The sequence below is a fragment of the Streptomyces sp. NPDC021225 genome (assembly GCF_044332865.1).
In the GTDB taxonomy this organism is placed as follows: domain Bacteria; phylum Actinomycetota; class Actinomycetes; order Streptomycetales; family Streptomycetaceae; genus Streptomyces.
In genome coordinates, this window is sequence record NZ_JBIRPV010000007.1 from 328,865 (window position 1) to 343,875 (window position 15,011).

11 protein-coding genes are annotated in these 15,011 nt (G+C 72.3%); 6 read left to right on the plus strand and 5 right to left on the minus strand.

Annotation, left to right across the window (positions count from 1 at the left end):
* Positions 1 to 14 precede the first annotated feature (14 nt).
* On the plus strand, positions 15 to 1,223 hold the full coding sequence (locus ACH4S9_RS30320; RefSeq protein ID WP_398374667.1) for a DUF418 domain-containing protein: 1,209 nt from the start codon (positions 15 to 17) through the stop codon (positions 1,221 to 1,223).
* Here the strand turns inward: ACH4S9_RS30320 and ACH4S9_RS30325 are convergent.
* The 4 genes from ACH4S9_RS30325 to ACH4S9_RS30340 form a co-directional block, all read right to left on the minus strand.
* Positions 1,220 to 2,974 (minus strand): GMC oxidoreductase, encoded by a 1,755-nt coding sequence (locus ACH4S9_RS30325; RefSeq protein WP_398374892.1) that lies wholly within the window; start codon positions 2,972 to 2,974, stop codon positions 1,220 to 1,222. The genes ACH4S9_RS30320 and ACH4S9_RS30325 overlap by 4 nt on opposite strands.
* Before the next feature lie 127 nt (positions 2,975 to 3,101).
* A complete protein-coding gene (locus tag ACH4S9_RS30330) occupies positions 3,102 to 4,748 on the minus strand; it encodes a succinic semialdehyde dehydrogenase (RefSeq protein ID WP_398374668.1) in 1,647 nt (548 codons plus the stop codon).
* A gap of 92 nt (positions 4,749 to 4,840) precedes the next feature.
* Positions 4,841 to 6,667, minus strand: a complete 1,827-nt coding sequence (locus ACH4S9_RS30335; protein WP_398374669.1) for a serine/threonine-protein kinase — start codon at positions 6,665 to 6,667, stop codon at positions 4,841 to 4,843.
* 87 nt (positions 6,668 to 6,754) lie between these two features.
* Positions 6,755 to 8,395: a serine/threonine-protein kinase gene (locus ACH4S9_RS30340; protein WP_398374670.1), complete on the minus strand. Its 1,641-nt coding sequence runs from the start codon at positions 8,393 to 8,395 to the stop codon at positions 6,755 to 6,757.
* A gap of 63 nt (positions 8,396 to 8,458) precedes the next feature.
* Here ACH4S9_RS30340 and ACH4S9_RS30345 point away from each other — a divergent pair, with 63 nt between their 5' ends.
* The 3 genes from ACH4S9_RS30345 (at position 8,459) to ACH4S9_RS30355 (ending at position 10,789) form a co-directional block, all read left to right on the plus strand.
* Positions 8,459 to 8,926 (plus strand): hypothetical protein, encoded by a 468-nt coding sequence (locus ACH4S9_RS30345; protein ID WP_385345283.1) that lies wholly within the window; start codon positions 8,459 to 8,461, stop codon positions 8,924 to 8,926.
* A gap of 100 nt (positions 8,927 to 9,026) precedes the next feature.
* Complete coding sequence (locus ACH4S9_RS30350) at positions 9,027 to 9,551, plus strand: hypothetical protein (protein WP_311724349.1); 525 nt, start codon at positions 9,027 to 9,029, stop codon at positions 9,549 to 9,551.
* A 62-nt stretch (positions 9,552 to 9,613) separates the two neighbouring features.
* Positions 9,614 to 10,789 carry a winged helix DNA-binding domain-containing protein gene (locus tag ACH4S9_RS30355; protein WP_361184019.1) on the plus strand — a complete coding sequence of 392 codons (1,176 nt, stop codon included), beginning with the start codon at positions 9,614 to 9,616 and terminating at the stop codon, positions 10,787 to 10,789.
* A 16-nt stretch (positions 10,790 to 10,805) separates the two neighbouring features.
* Here the strand turns inward: ACH4S9_RS30355 and ACH4S9_RS30360 are convergent, their stop codons facing one another.
* On the minus strand, positions 10,806 to 11,711 hold the full coding sequence (locus tag ACH4S9_RS30360) for a LysR family transcriptional regulator (protein ID WP_398374672.1): 906 nt from the start codon (positions 11,709 to 11,711) through the stop codon (positions 10,806 to 10,808).
* 82 nt (positions 11,712 to 11,793) lie between these two features.
* On the opposite strand from ACH4S9_RS30360, the gene ACH4S9_RS30365 reads away from it, so the two are divergent.
* Both ACH4S9_RS30365 and ACH4S9_RS30370 read left to right on the plus strand, forming a co-directional pair.
* Positions 11,794 to 12,627, plus strand: a complete 834-nt coding sequence (locus tag ACH4S9_RS30365; RefSeq protein WP_398374673.1) for an oxidoreductase — start codon at positions 11,794 to 11,796, stop codon at positions 12,625 to 12,627.
* A gap of 152 nt (positions 12,628 to 12,779) precedes the next feature.
* Positions 12,780 to 15,011 carry an MMPL family transporter gene (locus tag ACH4S9_RS30370; protein WP_398374675.1) on the plus strand — a complete coding sequence of 744 codons (2,232 nt, stop codon included), beginning with the start codon at positions 12,780 to 12,782 and terminating at the stop codon, positions 15,009 to 15,011.

Genomic DNA, 15,011 nt, shown 5'->3' on the forward strand with positions numbered 1-15,011 from the left:
GGAGAGGGACGAACGTGAGCACTGACACCGCACTGCGGACATCGAGAGGGCCGGTGCGGCGCGCCGAACGCGCCCTCGCGCCGGACCTGGCCCGGGGAGCGATGCTGCTGATCATCGCGCTGGCCAACGTCGCCGGAGTCGTCTTCGCCGGCGAGCCCGGCCTCGACACCACGCCAGAAGGCGCCGACCGCGCCCTCAACTTCACGCTCTTCGAACTCGTCCACGCCCGCGGGTACCCGGTCTTCGCCGTGATGTTCGGCTACGGACTCGTCCAACTCGCCCGCCGCCAGGACGCCTCCGGCGCCACGCCGAAGCAGGTCCGTTCGGTGCTTTTACGCCGCAACCTGTGGCTCGTCGCCTTCGGGTTCGCGCACGCCACCTTGCTGTACTACGGCGACTTCCTCGGCGCCTACGGGATCGTCGGGATCGTGATGACCCTGGTGCTCCTGCGCCGCGGCGACAAGTTCCACCGGACCGCGCTGGTGCTCTGGGCGCTGTCGGCGGTCGAGGTCCTGGTCATCGGCGCCATCGTGGTGAGCGGCATCGGAGGTTCGGGCGGGTCGGCCCCGCTGCCGTCGAGCCATGTCGACTCCCTCGCCGCGCCCGACTACCTCGCGTCCATGCTGGATCGCCTCGGCGAATGGCCGATGCACACGCTGACCGTCCTGCCCTTCATCGTCATCACGTGGCTGGGCATGTGGGCCGCCCGCCGCCGCGTCCTCGAGGAACCGGCCCGCCACAAGGCCCTGCTCAAGTGGACCGCCGTCCTTGGACTCGGCGTCGCCATCGCCGGAGGTCTCCCCGCCGCTCTGACCGGCGCCGGATGGCTGCACGTCGATGAGTCGGCCGCCGGCCTGATGATGATGCTCCACGGCGGCAGCGGCATGTTCGCCGGCCCGGGTTATGTGGCCGTCTTCGGCCTGATCGCCATGCGGGCCACCCGGCCCGGCCCCGTCGTCGACGCGCTCTCGGCCCTGGGCCGGCGCTCCCTGTCGGGATACCTGTTTCAGTCGGTGGCCTGGCTGATCCTCCTGGCGCCCTTCACGCTCGCCCTCGGCGACCGGTTCGGCAGCCCCACGGTGACCGGTCTGATCATCGCGGTGACCGTCTGGCTCATGACCGTATCGATCGCCCGCCTGCTCGACAAGCGCAACCAGGCCGGCCCCGCCGAGGTCGTCCTGCGCCGCCTGACCTACGGGCCTCGGGCACAGTCGCGGAGCTAGTCGTCGGCGGGCGGCACCTTGGGGACCGGTAGCAGGGGGAGCTTCAGGGCGCCGAAGGCGTCCTCGGGGACGGCGGGGGCCATCGGCGCGACCGGGGACAGGCGCTCGTACGGGGCGCCCTGGGGTGGGCGGGGGTCGGGCTCGCCCTTGTTGGGCCACAGGGACATGGCGCGCTCCGCCTGGGCCGTGATGGTCAGGGACGGGTTGACGCCCAGGTTCGCGGAGACCGCCGCGCCGTCCACGACATGGATGCCCGGGTGCCCGTACAGCCGGTGGTACGGGTCGATGACGCCGTGGTCGGGGTCCGTGCCGATCGGGCAGCCGCCGAGGAAGTGCGCCGTGAGCGGGGTGCCGATCAGCTCGCCGACATTGCTGCCCGGGAAGCCGTTGATGGACTCGGCGAGATGGCGGGCGGCCTCCGCGCCCTCGGGGATGTGGTCCGGGTTGGGTGCGCCGTGGCCCTGCCGGGCGGTCAGCAGGCCCTTCCCGAGCCCCTTCGGCCTGCGGTAGGTGGTGAGCGAGTTGTCGTGGGTCTGCATGACCAGGCCGATAATGGTGCGCTCCGACCAGCGCCGGGTGGACAGCGAGCGCACCACGAGCACCGGGTGCCGGAGGTGGCTCCCCAGGAACCGCAGCCAGCGCGGCAGTCGGCCGCCCTCCGGGATCTGGAGGACGGACAGCAGCCCCATCGCGTTGGAGCCCTTGCCGTAGCGGACGGGCTCGATGTGGGTGGTGTCGTCGGGGTGGATGGACGAGGTGATCGCCACGCCACGGGTGAAGTCGGCCCGCCCCTGCCCGGGGCGGACCTTGCGGTAGCGGCGGTCCGTGGTCTGCGCGCCGACCAGGGCCTCGGAGTTGGTGCGGGTGAGCATGCCGAGCCGGTCCGGGATCCGGGGCAGCAGGCCCTTGTCCCGCATGGTGTGCAGCAGCGTCTGGGTGCCGTACGTCCCGGCGGCCAGCACCACCTGGCGGGCGCGCAGCACGCGCGGCGGGCCCTTGCGGCGCCGGTCGGTGGGGACGGTGGTGACCCGGTAGCCGCCCCGCCGGTCCTCGCCGACGGCCATGACGGTCGTCATGGGGTGGACGACGGCGCCGGCCCGCTCGGCGAGGTGGAGGTAGTTCTCGTTGAGGGTGTTCTTCGCGCCGTGGCGGCAGCCGGTCATGCACTCGCCGCACTCGGTGCAGGCCCTGCGGGCGGGCCCCGCGCCGCCGAAGTACGGGTCCGGGACGCGCTCCCCCGGCGCCGCCGTCGCCGTCCCGTCCGCGTCGTCGCCGTCCCCGAAGAACACGCCCACCGGCGCCATATGGAAGGTCTCGCCCGCCCCCATCCGCTCGGCGGCGGCCTTCAGGTGCTCGTCGGAGGGGGTCATGGTCTTGTTCAGCCGCGCGCCGAGCATCCGCCGCGCCTGGTCGTAGTACGGCGCGAGCTCCGCCCGCCAGTCGGTGATGGCGCCCCACTGCGGGTCCCGGAAGAACGGCTCGGGCGGTACGTAGAGGGTGTTGGCGTAGTTGAGCGAGCCGCCCCCGACCCCGGCGCCCGCCAGCACCATCACCTTGCCCAGGACATGGATGCGCTGGATGCCGTAGCAGCCGAGGGCGGGCGCCCACAGGTAGTCGCGGAGGTGCCAGGAGTTCTTGGGCAGGGTCTCGGGGGTGAAGCGGCGCCCCGCCTCCAGGACGCCGACGCGGTATCCCTTCTCGGTCAGGCGCAGGGCCGTGACGGAGCCGCCGAAGCCCGAGCCGACGACGATGACGTCGTAGTCGTAAGCGTCGACGTACGCGTCGTCGTGCGTGTCGTCGTGCGTGTCGTCGTGCGTGTCGTCGTGCGTGTCGTCGTATGCGTCGTCCACCGCAGTACCTCCCCTTGCCGCGCGCCCATCAGCGCAGGCGCAGCGCCTTCATCGCGCGCAGGCTACGGGTCATGAACGCCGCGTAGTTCTCGTCCGTCATCCCGAAGGCCGGGCCGAGCGGCAGCAACCGCTGGTGCGCGACCGTCTGCGCCTCGGTGAACTTGAGGATCCCCTCCGAGCCGTGGCGGCGCCCGAGACCGGAGTCGCCCATCCCGCCCAGGGGCGCGCGGACGCTGCCGTACGCCGCGCCGTAGCCCTCGTTGACGTTGACCGTCCCGGCCCGCAGCCGGGCGGCGACCGCGCGGCCGCGCCGGCCGTCCTTCGTCCAGACGCTGGCGTTAAGGCCGTACGGGGTGGCGTTGGCGCGCTCGACGGCCTCGTCCTCCTCGGTGAAGCGGTAGATGGAGACGACCGGGCCAAACGTTTCCTCAGCACACACGGCCATCGGCGGCTCGACGCCGTCGAGGATGGTCGGCTCGTAGAAGTAGGGGCCTATGTCGGGCCGGGCGCGGCCCCCGGTGAGCACCTTGGCGCCCTTCTCCCGGGCCTCGTCGACATGGCGTACGACGGTCTCCAGCTGGCGCTCGCCCGCGAGCGAGCCCATCTCGGCCCCGTACGCGAGGGCCGTGCCCAGGCGCATCGCCTTCGTCCGGGCGACGAACCGCTCCAGGAAGGCGTCGGCGATCGACGTGTGGACGTAGAGCCGCTCGATCGACTCGCACAGCTGCCCGGCGGACGAGAAGCAGGCGCGCACCGAGCCCTCGGCGGCCTTGTCGAGGTCGGCGTCTCTCAGCACCAGCATGGCGTTCTTGCCGCCCAGCTCCAGCGAGCAGCCGATCAGCCGCGCCGCCGCGCGCTGGGCGACCTCGCGGCCGGTGCGGGTGGAGCCGGTGAACGACGCGTAGTCGGCGTGCTGGACGACGGCGGGGCCGACGACCGGGCCCTCGCCGAGGACGATCTGCCACACGTCCTTGGGCAGCCCGGCCTCGATCAGCAGCTCGCGCGCCCACAGGGCGGTCAGCGCGGTCTCGGTGTCCGGCTTCATCACCAGGGCGTTGCCCGCGGCGAAGGCGGGGAGCGAGTCGCCGACGGAGAGGGAGAGGGGGTAGTTCCAGGGGGATATCAGGCCTATGACGCCCTTGGGCTGGCGCAGCTCGGTGACCTTGGTGAGCACCGGGACGGCCCCGGTGTGGCGGCGCGCGCCCAGATAGGCGGGGGCCTTGCGCCCGTAGTGGCGGGCGGTGAGGCAGACCTCCTGCACCTCCTCGTGGGCGTGCAGCCGGGTCTTGCCGGTCTCCACCTGGATCAGGTCGAGCACCTCGGACTGGTGGCGCATGAGCAGGTCGTGGAAGCGCAGCAGCACGGCGGCGCGCCGCCGCACGGGTGTACGGGCCCACGCCGACTGCGCCTTGCGCGCCCGCTCGAATGCCTCGGCGACGTCCTCGGGGGTGGACTCGGGCAGCTCGGCCAGGACCTCCCCGGTGAAGGGGGTGTGGCTGGTGGTCCTGCCGCCGCCCACCACGCCGCGCGAGAGCCGGGCGACCAGCTCGGGCGTGACGACGTGCACGGCGGTGCGGGCGCCCGCGGGAGCGACCGGGTTGCCGTCGGCGGGGGCGGGCGTGGTGGTGTGCGCGGCGTCCTGTGTGGGCTGTGCGCTGTCCTGCGAGTCCGTCATGGGGGCGAGGGTAGGCCCGCCGGGCCGGTTTGGGTACCCGGCGGTAACCTGCTTTCACCGGCCACGCACACACGTCGCGCCGGACGGGTCCGTCAGAGGCCCTCGATCTTGAGGCTCTCCACGACGTTCTTGTAGATCTCGTCGCCGGTCGGGCGGGCGTCGCCGTCGGCGGGCATGGTCACGGTCAACTGCCAGGCGGTATGCGTCTTGTCCACGTAGATGTGGTCGCGCTTCACATAGCGGATGGGGTTGTCGTCCCTGCTGCTGCCGGAGGGGACGTAGGTGGTGGTGAGGTCCACCGCGCCGTCCTTGCCCTGCTGCTTCGCCTGCTCCGTCTTGCTCTCGACGTCCTCCATGGACGACTGGGGGCTCTTGTAGTAACGGACGACCTGCCCGGCCATGTCGCGGGTGTCCTTGATCTCCCGCTGGTCGTTGGCCTTCTGCCGGCTCAGGAAAACGGTGTAGACGCCGCTGGGGTCCGTGAAGGTGACGGACGCGTTGTCCGCGATGTCGTCCTGCACACGCCGGTACTCGCTGGGCACGGCCAGGGACGCGCCCACGACATCGCGCTCCTCCCGGACCATCCACCCCTTGGGAAGATCGCTCTCGCTCGCGAACGGCTTCATCAGGGTCAGCACCAGCACGGCGGCCACCACCAGCACCACGCCGCCCAGGCCGAGCTGCGCCTTGCGGTTCTTGTGCAGGATGGGCGGTACGAAGCGGCTGCCCCCGCTCTGCGCCTCCCCTGCTCCGACTCCGGCTTCGGCGCCCGCCCCGGCCTGGATGTGGGCCTGGGGCGGGGCGTACAGGCTGGTCGCGAGCACAGTAGGCACCGGCTGCGGCGGCCGGACCACCTCCTCCAGCGCCTTCCGCGCCTCGGCCGCCGTCGGCCGCGCCGCGGCCTCCTTGCGCAGCAGCTGCATGATGAGCGTGCCGAGCGCGCCCGAGCCGCGCGCGGGCGTCTGGGGCTCGGCGGAGAGGATGGCCTGGAGCGTCGCGGGGGCGTGCGAGCGGCGGAACGGGGACATGCCCTCCACCGCCGCGTACAGCACGACGCCCAGCGACCACAGGTCCGATTCGGGGCCGGGCCGCTGGCCCAGCACCCGCTCGGGCGCGATGAATTCGGGGGAGCCGACGAACGCGCCGGTCTCCGTCAGCCCCTGCTCGCCCTCGACCTGCGCGATGCCGAAGTCGGTCAGCACCACCCGGTCGTTCCGGCCGAGCAGGACGTTGTCCGGCTTGACGTCGCGGTGCAGCACCCCGGCGTCGTGCGCGGCCGTCAGCGCGCCCAGCACCGCGACGCCGATCCGGGCCGCCTCGCGCGGGTCCAGCGTGCCCTCGGCCAGCCGGTCGCCGAGCGAGTCGCCGCGCACCAGCTCCATCACCAGCCAGGGCCGGCCGTCCTCGACGGCCACGTCGTACACCGAGACCACCGAGGGGTGGTCGATCCGGGCCGCGGCGCGCGCCTCGCGCTGCATCCGCTGGTAGACCTTCTGCCGCTCGCCCTCCGGCAGGGTCTCGGGCACCCGTGGCTCCTTGACCGCGACATCGCGGTCGACGACCTGGTCGTGCGCCCGCCAGACCGTCCCCATGCCGCCGTGTCCCAGGCGGGAGACGAGGCGGTAGCGGCCGCCGATGACGCGGCCGATGTTGGGGTCCTGGTTGGCCGGCGCGGGCGCCGACGTACGGGGGTCGGGCTGCCCGGCGGCCGCCCGGCCGTCGAGCTGCGTCGGCTCGTACGGGCTGTCGGGCTGCCGGTCCTGGGAAGCCGCCGAGGACTCCGCCTCGAACTCCGTCTTGGACTCCGCCTTGGACTCCCCGTTGGGCTCCCCCTGGGACGGCACCGGCGCGGCCGGGGCTTGCGGCGGCTGCAGCTCGTAGCTGGTGGGCTCGTTCGCCCGTCCCCCGTCGTTCGTCATGGCACCATCATTACCTGCTCGGGCGCACGGCCCGCCAGCGGCCCCGGGTGGCTGTGGCCGCTCGTGACAAAGCCGTTGCGGTGCCGTTCAATTCTGTTTGGCGGAAACGGAGAAAGTGTCGACAGCCGTGTCGAAATACTGCTTTCCCTCGGTTTTGCTGACGACCGGCGCGGACACCCACACGTCGTACATCTTTCCCGCTTCGTTCCAGGTCAGGTCGTACGTCTGGCGCGAGCCGCCGTCGTCGGCCGAGCCGTTCCAGACGAACGCCCACAGCGCGGCGGGCAGCCCCTGGCGCTCGGTCTGGATGACCTGGCCGCTGCGGTAGCCCGGGTAGTTCTGCGGCCCCCTGGCGTCCGCCTCCTGGCTCAGCTGCAACGGGCCCTTGGGGTCCAGCTCCTGGACGTGGATCCCGATGCGGAACTCGTTCCCCGGCGAGTTGTAGTAGACGCGCGGGGCCTTGACTTCGCGGGAGAAGCCCTTGGGCACGGCGATCGTGAAGCCGGCCGGGTCGTTGACCAGCTCGTAGCCGTCCGGGACGGCGGTCTTGGAGGCGGTGGGCGACGACTTGCCCGACGGCGGCGTCTTCGACGGCTCCTTGGCGGGGGCGCTCGTGGCGGCGGCCTTGCCGTCGCTGTCGCCGTCGCCGTCGCCCCGGTCGAGGGCCAGCGCCGCGACCCCGGCGCCGAGACCGGCCAGCGCGACCACCGCGACGGCCGCGATCAGCGCCGTACGGCGGCGAGGGGCGCGGCGGGAGGGGACGGGGGCGACGGGGGTGGCGGCCCCGTACCCGGGACCGTGGCCGGCCCCGTGGCCGGTCGTCACCGGCACGGCGGGCTGCGTCGGCGTGTACTCCAGAGGGATCTCGGGGGTGTCCCCCGGCCCCAGACACATCCGCAGCATCCGGGCCGCCCCGTCCCCGTTCAGCCGCAGCGCGGGATCGCGCTGCAACAGCCCCTCGATGGCGGGGGCCAGGGCACCGGCGGCCGCGGGCGGCCGTATCTCGTCGAACACGACCGCGTGCAGCACCCCGCCCAACGAGTCGCGGCGGAACGGCGATTCGCCGCTGACCAGCGTGCACAGCAGCACACCGAGCGACCACAGGTCCGACTCCGGGCCGGTGCGCTGCCCCGACATCCGCTCGGGCGCGGTGTATTCGGGCGAGCCCACGAACGTCCCGGTCTCCGTGATCGTCGTGCTTCCCGTCACCTGCGCGATCCCGAAGTCCGTCAGCACCACGCGCCCGGTGCCCGCCTCCACCAGCACATTCGCGGGCTTGATGTCCCGGTGCAGCACCCCGCGCTCATGCGCGACCCTCAGCGCGTCCAGCAGCGCGAACCCCATCCGCGCCGCCTCACTCGGCCCGACGGGCCCCTCGGCGGCCAGCCGGTCCGCGAGCGAGCTGCCGTCGACCAACTCCATGACGATCCACGGGCGTCCGTCCTCCTCCACCACGTCATGGAGGACGATCACATTCGGATGCTTGATCTGCGCCACGGTGCGGGCCTCGCGCAGCGTGCGCTCGTGCTGCTGCTGGAGGTCGAGGGCCGACATCCCGTCCAGCCCCTCGTCGATGTGCAGTTCCTTGACGGCCACATCCCGGCCCAGCAGTTTGTCGACGGCCCGCCACACCGTACCCATGCCGCCGCGCCCCAGCCGTGACACCAACTGGTAGCGCCCGGCCAGCAGGCGGCCACCGCTTCCCCCGAAGCTATCCATGGGCTTCATCTTGCCGCACGGCCCCGACGGACTCCGCCTTGGTCCCCAGCCGCGTTGTGGTCAACTTCCCCCATGGAGGCAGTCCTGGCGAGTTTCATAGCCGTGCTCGGCACGGTGTTGGGTTCCGGTGTCACCTACGTCTTCCAGCGGCGAAACACCGACCGCAGCGAGCACTTCGCCCGCGCGGAGAAGCTGCGGCAGGAGCGGATCGACGCGTACTGCGCGTACGCGGGGGCGCTGCTCAACTACCGCCGGGTGCTGGTCCAACGGTGGTTCGTCCAGCACGAGAACCGGCCCGACGAGGACACCCCGGAGCTGCGGGAGCACGTCTACGAGTTGCGCTACGCCGCGCAGGAGGCGATGTTCCGCGCGCAGATGCTCTCGGACGACCCCGCCCTCGTGGAACTCTCCGAGCGGATCCTCGAGCACGTGACCGAGCTGCACCGCGCCGAGGACCGCGACCGGCTGGACCACATCCGCGAGCGGTCCCGGCAGGGCATCCGCGACTTCATCGCCGCCGCGACGCCGCACACTCGCTGAGCCTCGAGATCGGCGGCCGGTCCACCAGGGTCGCGGGAGAGGTGAACCGCGTGCGCCGGCGCGCAGCGGAGATGAGCGCAACTGCTTCAAGGGGGCATCCGTGGATCTTGGTTCGGTGATCATCGCGGTGGCAGGTGTAGCCGGGACGCTAGGAGGGTCGCTGCTCACTCAGCGCGCCTCCGAACGGGCGAAACGTCGCGAGATAGACCTGCTTCGCGGTCACGAGGAGCTTCGCGAGAACCTGCTCAGCCGACGCACCTGCTACGTGGAGCTCAATCGGGACGCACGTCAGTTCACCACGGCGCTCAACCGTCATCTGCATGTCATGCGGGAACGCGGTGTCGAGGAGGCGGACAGGGAGGTACTCGAAGAAGCCAAGAGTGCCCACCGCGATCGATACTCCGAAGCGCAGATGATCGCCCCGGACGAGGTGCTCGCATGTGCGCGTACGGTCAATCAAGCCCTGAACAGGGTCTATGGCCAGGTCAAACGTCTGGAGCGAGGAGAGCCCCAGGAAGGGGAAACCATGGCTACAGCGGTCCGGGGTCAGAGGGAGATCTGGGACCTGATCCGGGCCATGCGGGCCGCCATGCGCCGCGACCTCGGGGTGGCACCCACAGAGTGACCGCGCCCCGCGACGTCATACCTGCCAGAAGGTGACAGGTACGGCCCCTACCGTCGGCCACCATGAGCGACTCCCTCCCCCGTATCACCCCCGCCCAGCGCCGCGCCCGCCTCGGGCGGCGGCATCTGCTGGCGCCGTCCGCCCGGGCGGCAGTCGTAGAAGCCGTGGCGGACGCGGTTGTCGGGCTGCATGCGACCGATCCGGCCACCGTGTATCTGTCCGCGTGCGCGCGGCTGCGGGAGCCGGGGGCCGGGGAGGTGGAGCGGGCGCTGTACGAGGACGTCTCGCTGGTCAAGCTGTTGAGCATGCGGCGCACGATCTTCGCGGTGACGACGGAGCTCGCGCCGGTCGTCGGCTCGTCGACCGCGCGGGCCATCGCGGTACGGGAGCGGGCCACGCTGCTGAAGCATCTGCGGGAGCGCGCCGAGGAGCACTGGGACGAGGCGCGGCTGGCCGAGGTGGAGAAGGCCGTGCTGGCGGCCGTGGCCGGGCGGGGCGAGGCGACGACCGCCGAGGTGGCGGAGGACGTGCCCGCGCTGCGCGAGCGGATCGTCATGGCGCCCGGCAAGCCGTACGCGGCCCGGCCGACCGTCGGCAGCCGGGTGCTGCGCCTGCTCGCCTCCGACGGCCATCTGCGCCGCTGCCGCCCGCGCGGCTCCTGGACCAGCAGCCTCTACCCGTGGGCCCTCGTCCCGCCGCTCCCCGACCTCCCCGTCCGCGAGGCGAAGGCCGAACTGGCCCGCCGCTGGCTGGCCGCGTACGGCCCCGCGACCGAGGCCGACCTGAAGTGGTGGACGGGGTGGACGGTGACCGACACCCGGCGGGCGCTGGCCGACATCGGCGCGGAGGGTGTGGCGCTGGCGGAGGGGCCGGGGTACGTGGTGGCCGGGGACGGCGAGCCGGTGGCGGACGGCGAGCCCTGGGCCGCGCTGCTGCCCGGCCTCGACCCGACGGCCATGGGATGGCAGGCCCGCGACTGGTATCTCGACCCGGACCATGTGAAGCCGCTCTTCGACGGCAGCGGCAACATCGGCCCGACGGTGTGGTGGAACGGCCGCGTCGTCGGCGGCTGGGCCCAGCGCGCGAGCGGCGAGGTGGTCTGGCGACCGCTGACCGACGTGGGCCGGGAGGCGGCGGCCGCCGTGGAGGCGGAGGCGGCGCGGCTGAGCGGGTGGCTGGGGGAGGTCCGGGTCACGCCCCGGTTCCGTACGCCGCTGGAGCGGGAGTTGACGGCATAGCCGCGTGCGCGCCGCCTCAGTCCGTCGTCCCGGTCGCCAGCTCACCCGCGCGCACGTACTCCCGCACCAGCGGGCGGCGGTCGTCGGCGCGCCAGGCCAGGGCGAAGCGGCTGGGCGAGATGCCCCTCACCACACGGGTGACGACTCCGCCGAGGGTGATCAGCGGGGCGTTCCCGGCCGCCAGCAGGACCACGCCGAGACCCGCGACGAGCGCCTCGTACGTCTCCTCGGTGCTTGCCACCTCCGCGCCGATGAGCGCCGGCTTCCCGCCGCGGGCGTCGGTGGCGAGCCAGTAGTCCCGTAGCGGCCCCGCGCTGTCGGGCAGAGCGAGGAACGGCTCGTCCAGCAGGTCGGTGAAGTCGATGATCTCCCTGTCGGCGAGCGGGTGAGTTTCGGCCATGGCGACCAGGCGGGGTTCCTCGGCGACCACCACCCACCGGTAGCGGTCCGGGTCGGGCAGCGGCAGCCAGACGAACGCCGCGTCGCACGTGCCGTCGGCGAGCCCGGCGGTCGAGTCCTGCCAGGGAACCTGGCGAAGTACGAGGCGGGCATCGGGGCGCGCGGCGGTGAAGCGGGAGCGGATCGCCGGCAGCACGCCCCCGCGCCCCGGGCTGGTGCTCATCCCCACGACGAGACGGCCCGCCTGGTCGGCCACGACCCGGGCGACTGTCTCCTGGGCCGCCTCCCACTCGGCGAGCATGCGCTGCGCATGCGGCAGCAGCGCCGCGCCGACCGCGCTCAGGCGCACCTCGCGCCGGTCGCGCTCGAACAACGCGGCCCCCACCTGCTTCTCCAGCATCCTGATCTGCTTGCTCAGCGCGGGCTGCGAGACGTACAGCCGCTCGGCCGCGCGCGTGAAGTGCAACTCCTCCGCCACTGCGGCGAAGTACCGCAGATCCCGTCCGTGAACGTCCATAACCATCGGCTATCACGGCAGGTCTTGGACGCGCAAACGGTGCGCCTCGCAAGGTGGTACACACACAGACCGGCACAAGGAGAAGAACATGAACAGGGTATGGCTGGTCACCGGGGCGAGCAGCGGGTTCGGCCGGGCGATCACCGAAGCGGCGGTGGCCGCGGGCGACATCGTGGTCGCCGCCGCCCGCCGTACGACGCTGCTCGACGACCTGGTCGCCGCGCACCCGGACCAGGTCGAGGCGCTACCGCTGGACGTCACCGACATCGCGGCCGTCCAGGCCGCGGTCGACGGCGTGGCAGCCCGGCACGGCCGGATCGACATCCTGGTCAACAACGCCGGCCGGGGGATGGTGGGGGCGGTCGAGGAGACCACCGACGCGGAGCTGCGGGACCTGATGGACCTGCACTTCTTCGGCCCGGCCGCGCTCACCCGGGCCGCGCTGCCGCACATGCGCCGCCGGGGCTCGGGCGCCATCGTGCAGCTGACCAGCATGGGCGGGCGGTTCGCCTTCGCCGGAGTCGGCGCCTACTGCGCCACCAAGTTCGCCCTGGAGGGGCTCTCCGAGGCCCTGGCCGCCGAGGTCGCCCCGCACGGCATCCGGGTGCTGATCGTCGAGCCCGGCGCGTTCCGTACCGGCTTCGCCGACGCCGCGGCGCTGCGGCCCTCCCCGGCTCTGGACGCCTACCAGGACACCGTAGGACCCGTCCTCTCCGGGCTGCCGGGCGGGAGCGGCCAGGAACCCGGGGACCCGGCCAAGGCCGCGGCCGCCGTCCTCACCGCCCTGGACGCCGACGAGCCGCCGCTGCGGCTGCCGCTCGGCAAAGACGCCGCCGACGCGATCACCGACCACCTCGACCGTGCGCGCACCGAACTCCGCTCCTGGGAAAGGCTCACCCGCTCCACCGACTTCGACGACTGACACCTCCAGCCGACCGCGATGCTGCTCGACGCGGTACTCGGTTCAAGCGTACGGGGGGATAACCCCCTCCCCCTGGTCCACCGAACGGTGGACGGCAGGTTCAACCTGACGCCTCTGTCCGGCAACCGCCCTGGTCAACAAGGCTTTAGGGTATGAATTCACTCACTGTGCGCATGGCGCGCCACAGCGCGCGGCACCCCTGGCGGGCGGTCGTCGGATGGCTTGTGTTCGTGGCGCTGTGCCTGGTCGTCGGCGGAGCCGTCGGCACCAACAGCGCCAAGACGGCGGACTACCGCGTCGGCGAGGCGGGCCGGGCCGAGGCCATGGCGGCCGAGGGGCATCTGGAGCGCCGGTCCGCCGAGCAGGTGTTGATCTCCGCCCGGTCCGGCGCCCTCGACAGTCGGGCCGACAAGCGGGCCGCTGAGGCGGCCGCGCGGGACCTCACGGCGCGGATGAAGCGACTGCCCGAGGTCGCGGGCGTGGCCGCGCCGCTGTGGTCCCGCGACGGCCGGATCCTCATGGTCGAGGTGGCCATCAAGGGCGAGGAGCTGGACGCGGACGCCAAGGTCGGCGCGCTGGTCGCACAGACCGAGGCCGTGCAGAAGACCCATCCGCGGCTGCTGCTCGAGGAGACCGGAAGTCCCTCCACCAGCAAGGGGGTCGACCAGCAGCGCAACGACGACCTGGCGCTGTCCGAGAAGATCACGCTTCCGGTCACGCTGATCACGCTGCTGATCGCCTTCGGCTCGGTCGTCATGGCCATCGTGCCGCTGCTGCTCGCCCTGTCGTCGATCGCGGCGGCGATCGGCCTGTCGATGGTGGTCTCGCACCTGTCCCCCGACGTCGGGGTGGGCACAAACGTGATCCTGATGATCGGCCTTGCGGTCGGCGTCGACTACACGCTCTTCTACCTGAAGCGGGAGCGCGAGGAGCGGGCCCGCGGCGGCGGTCGGTTGAGCGCCGAGGCGCTGGTGGAGTTGGCGGCGGCCACCTCGGGGCATGCGGTGGTGGTGTCGGGTCTTGCGGTCGTCGCCTCCACCGCGACGCTGTATCTGGCCTCCGACGTGATCTTCTCCTCGCTCGCGACCGGCACCATCGTGGTCGTCCTGGTCGCCGTCGCCAGCTCCGTGACGGCGCTGCCCGCACTGCTGGTCGTACTCGGCAAGCGGGCGGAACGCAGGGCACGGCGCCGGGCGGAGCGCGGCAAGCCGGCCCGGCGGGCACGCGGCGAGGGCGGCGACCGGGCCGGCGGCCGGATCTGGGCGGCGCTGCTGCGGCCCGCCGCCCGGCATCCCCTCGCCACACTCTGCGTCTCGCTCCTCGCGCTGCTCGCCCTCGCCCTTCCGCTGACGGGGCTGAAGATCACGGAGATGAGCCGGGACACCCACTCCCGCGAAATCCCCGCGATGCGGGTGTACGACCGTCTCAATGAGGCGTTTCCCGAGCAGCGGGTCACGCACGACGTCGTCGTACGCGCCGACGCCTCGCGCACCCGCGAGGTCACCGGCGCGCTGCGCAAGCTCGCCGAGCTGGCCGACCGCGATCCGCTGTTCGCCGACGGCTCGCGGATCAGGACCTCGTCCGACCACCGGGTGAGCGTCCTGCGGCTGAAGGTGCCGTACCTCGGCAACTCCGACCAGGCCAAGACCTCCCTCGCCCACCTGCGCCACGACTACCTGCCCGCCACCGTCGGCCGGGTCGCGGGCGCGGAGTACGGGGTCAGTGGCGACGTCGCCCGCTACGCCGACTATCCCGCCCACCAGAACAGCAAACTGCCCCTGGTGATCGGGGCCCTGCTCCTGGTGACGTTCGCGATGACCGTGTACGCCTTCCGCTCCGTGGTGCTCGGCCTGATCGGTGTCGTACTGAACCTGCTGTCCGCCGCGGCCGCGCTCGGGCTGCTCGTCCTCGTCTTCCAGAACACCTGGGCCGAGGGGCTGCTGGACTTCCACTCCACCGGCTCGATCGGGTCCCGCGTCCCGCTCTTCCTCTTCGTGATCCTCTTCGGACTCTCCATGGACTACCAGGTGTTCGTGGTCAGCCGGATCAGGGAAGCCGCGCTCGCCGGCGTCCCCACGCGGCAGGCGGTGCTCGACGGCATCCGCAGCTCGGCGAGCGTGGTCACCAGCGCCGCGGTCGTGATGACGACGGTCTTCGTGAGCTTCGTCTTCCTGCACATCATCGAGATGAAGCAGATCGGCTTCGTCCTGGCGGCGGCCGTGCTGCTCGACGCCTTCGTCGTCCGGATCATGATCCTGCCCGCGGCCCTGCTGCTGCTCGGCGAGGCGACCTGGTGGCCGTCGCGGCCGTCGCGGCCGGGGCGGGAGGCCGCGGCCGAGCCGGGCCGCGCGGCCCACGGACAGCCGGCGGTCGACGTACGTTGA

What these genes read in the sequence shown, in the direction of transcription:
- ACH4S9_RS30330 (WP_398374668.1), bottom strand. Translation starts at nt 4,748, where the DNA reads ATGACGGACTCGCAGGACAGCGCACAGCCCACACAGGACGCCGCGCAC.
- ACH4S9_RS30335 (WP_398374669.1), bottom strand. Translation starts at nt 6,667, where the DNA reads ATGACGAACGACGGGGGACGGGCGAACGAGCCCACCAGCTACGAGCTG.
- ACH4S9_RS30340 (WP_398374670.1), bottom strand. Translation starts at nt 8,395, where the DNA reads ATGAAGCCCATGGATAGCTTCGGGGGAAGCGGTGGCCGCCTGCTGGCC.
- ACH4S9_RS30345 (WP_385345283.1), top strand. Translation starts at nt 8,459, where the DNA reads ATGGAGGCAGTCCTGGCGAGTTTCATAGCCGTGCTCGGCACGGTGTTG.
- ACH4S9_RS30355 (WP_361184019.1), top strand. Translation starts at nt 9,614, where the DNA reads ATGAGCGACTCCCTCCCCCGTATCACCCCCGCCCAGCGCCGCGCCCGC.
- ACH4S9_RS30360 (WP_398374672.1), bottom strand. Translation starts at nt 11,711, where the DNA reads ATGGTTATGGACGTTCACGGACGGGATCTGCGGTACTTCGCCGCAGTG.
- ACH4S9_RS30365 (WP_398374673.1), top strand. Translation starts at nt 11,794, where the DNA reads ATGAACAGGGTATGGCTGGTCACCGGGGCGAGCAGCGGGTTCGGCCGG.
- ACH4S9_RS30370 (WP_398374675.1), top strand. Translation starts at nt 12,780, where the DNA reads ATGAATTCACTCACTGTGCGCATGGCGCGCCACAGCGCGCGGCACCCC.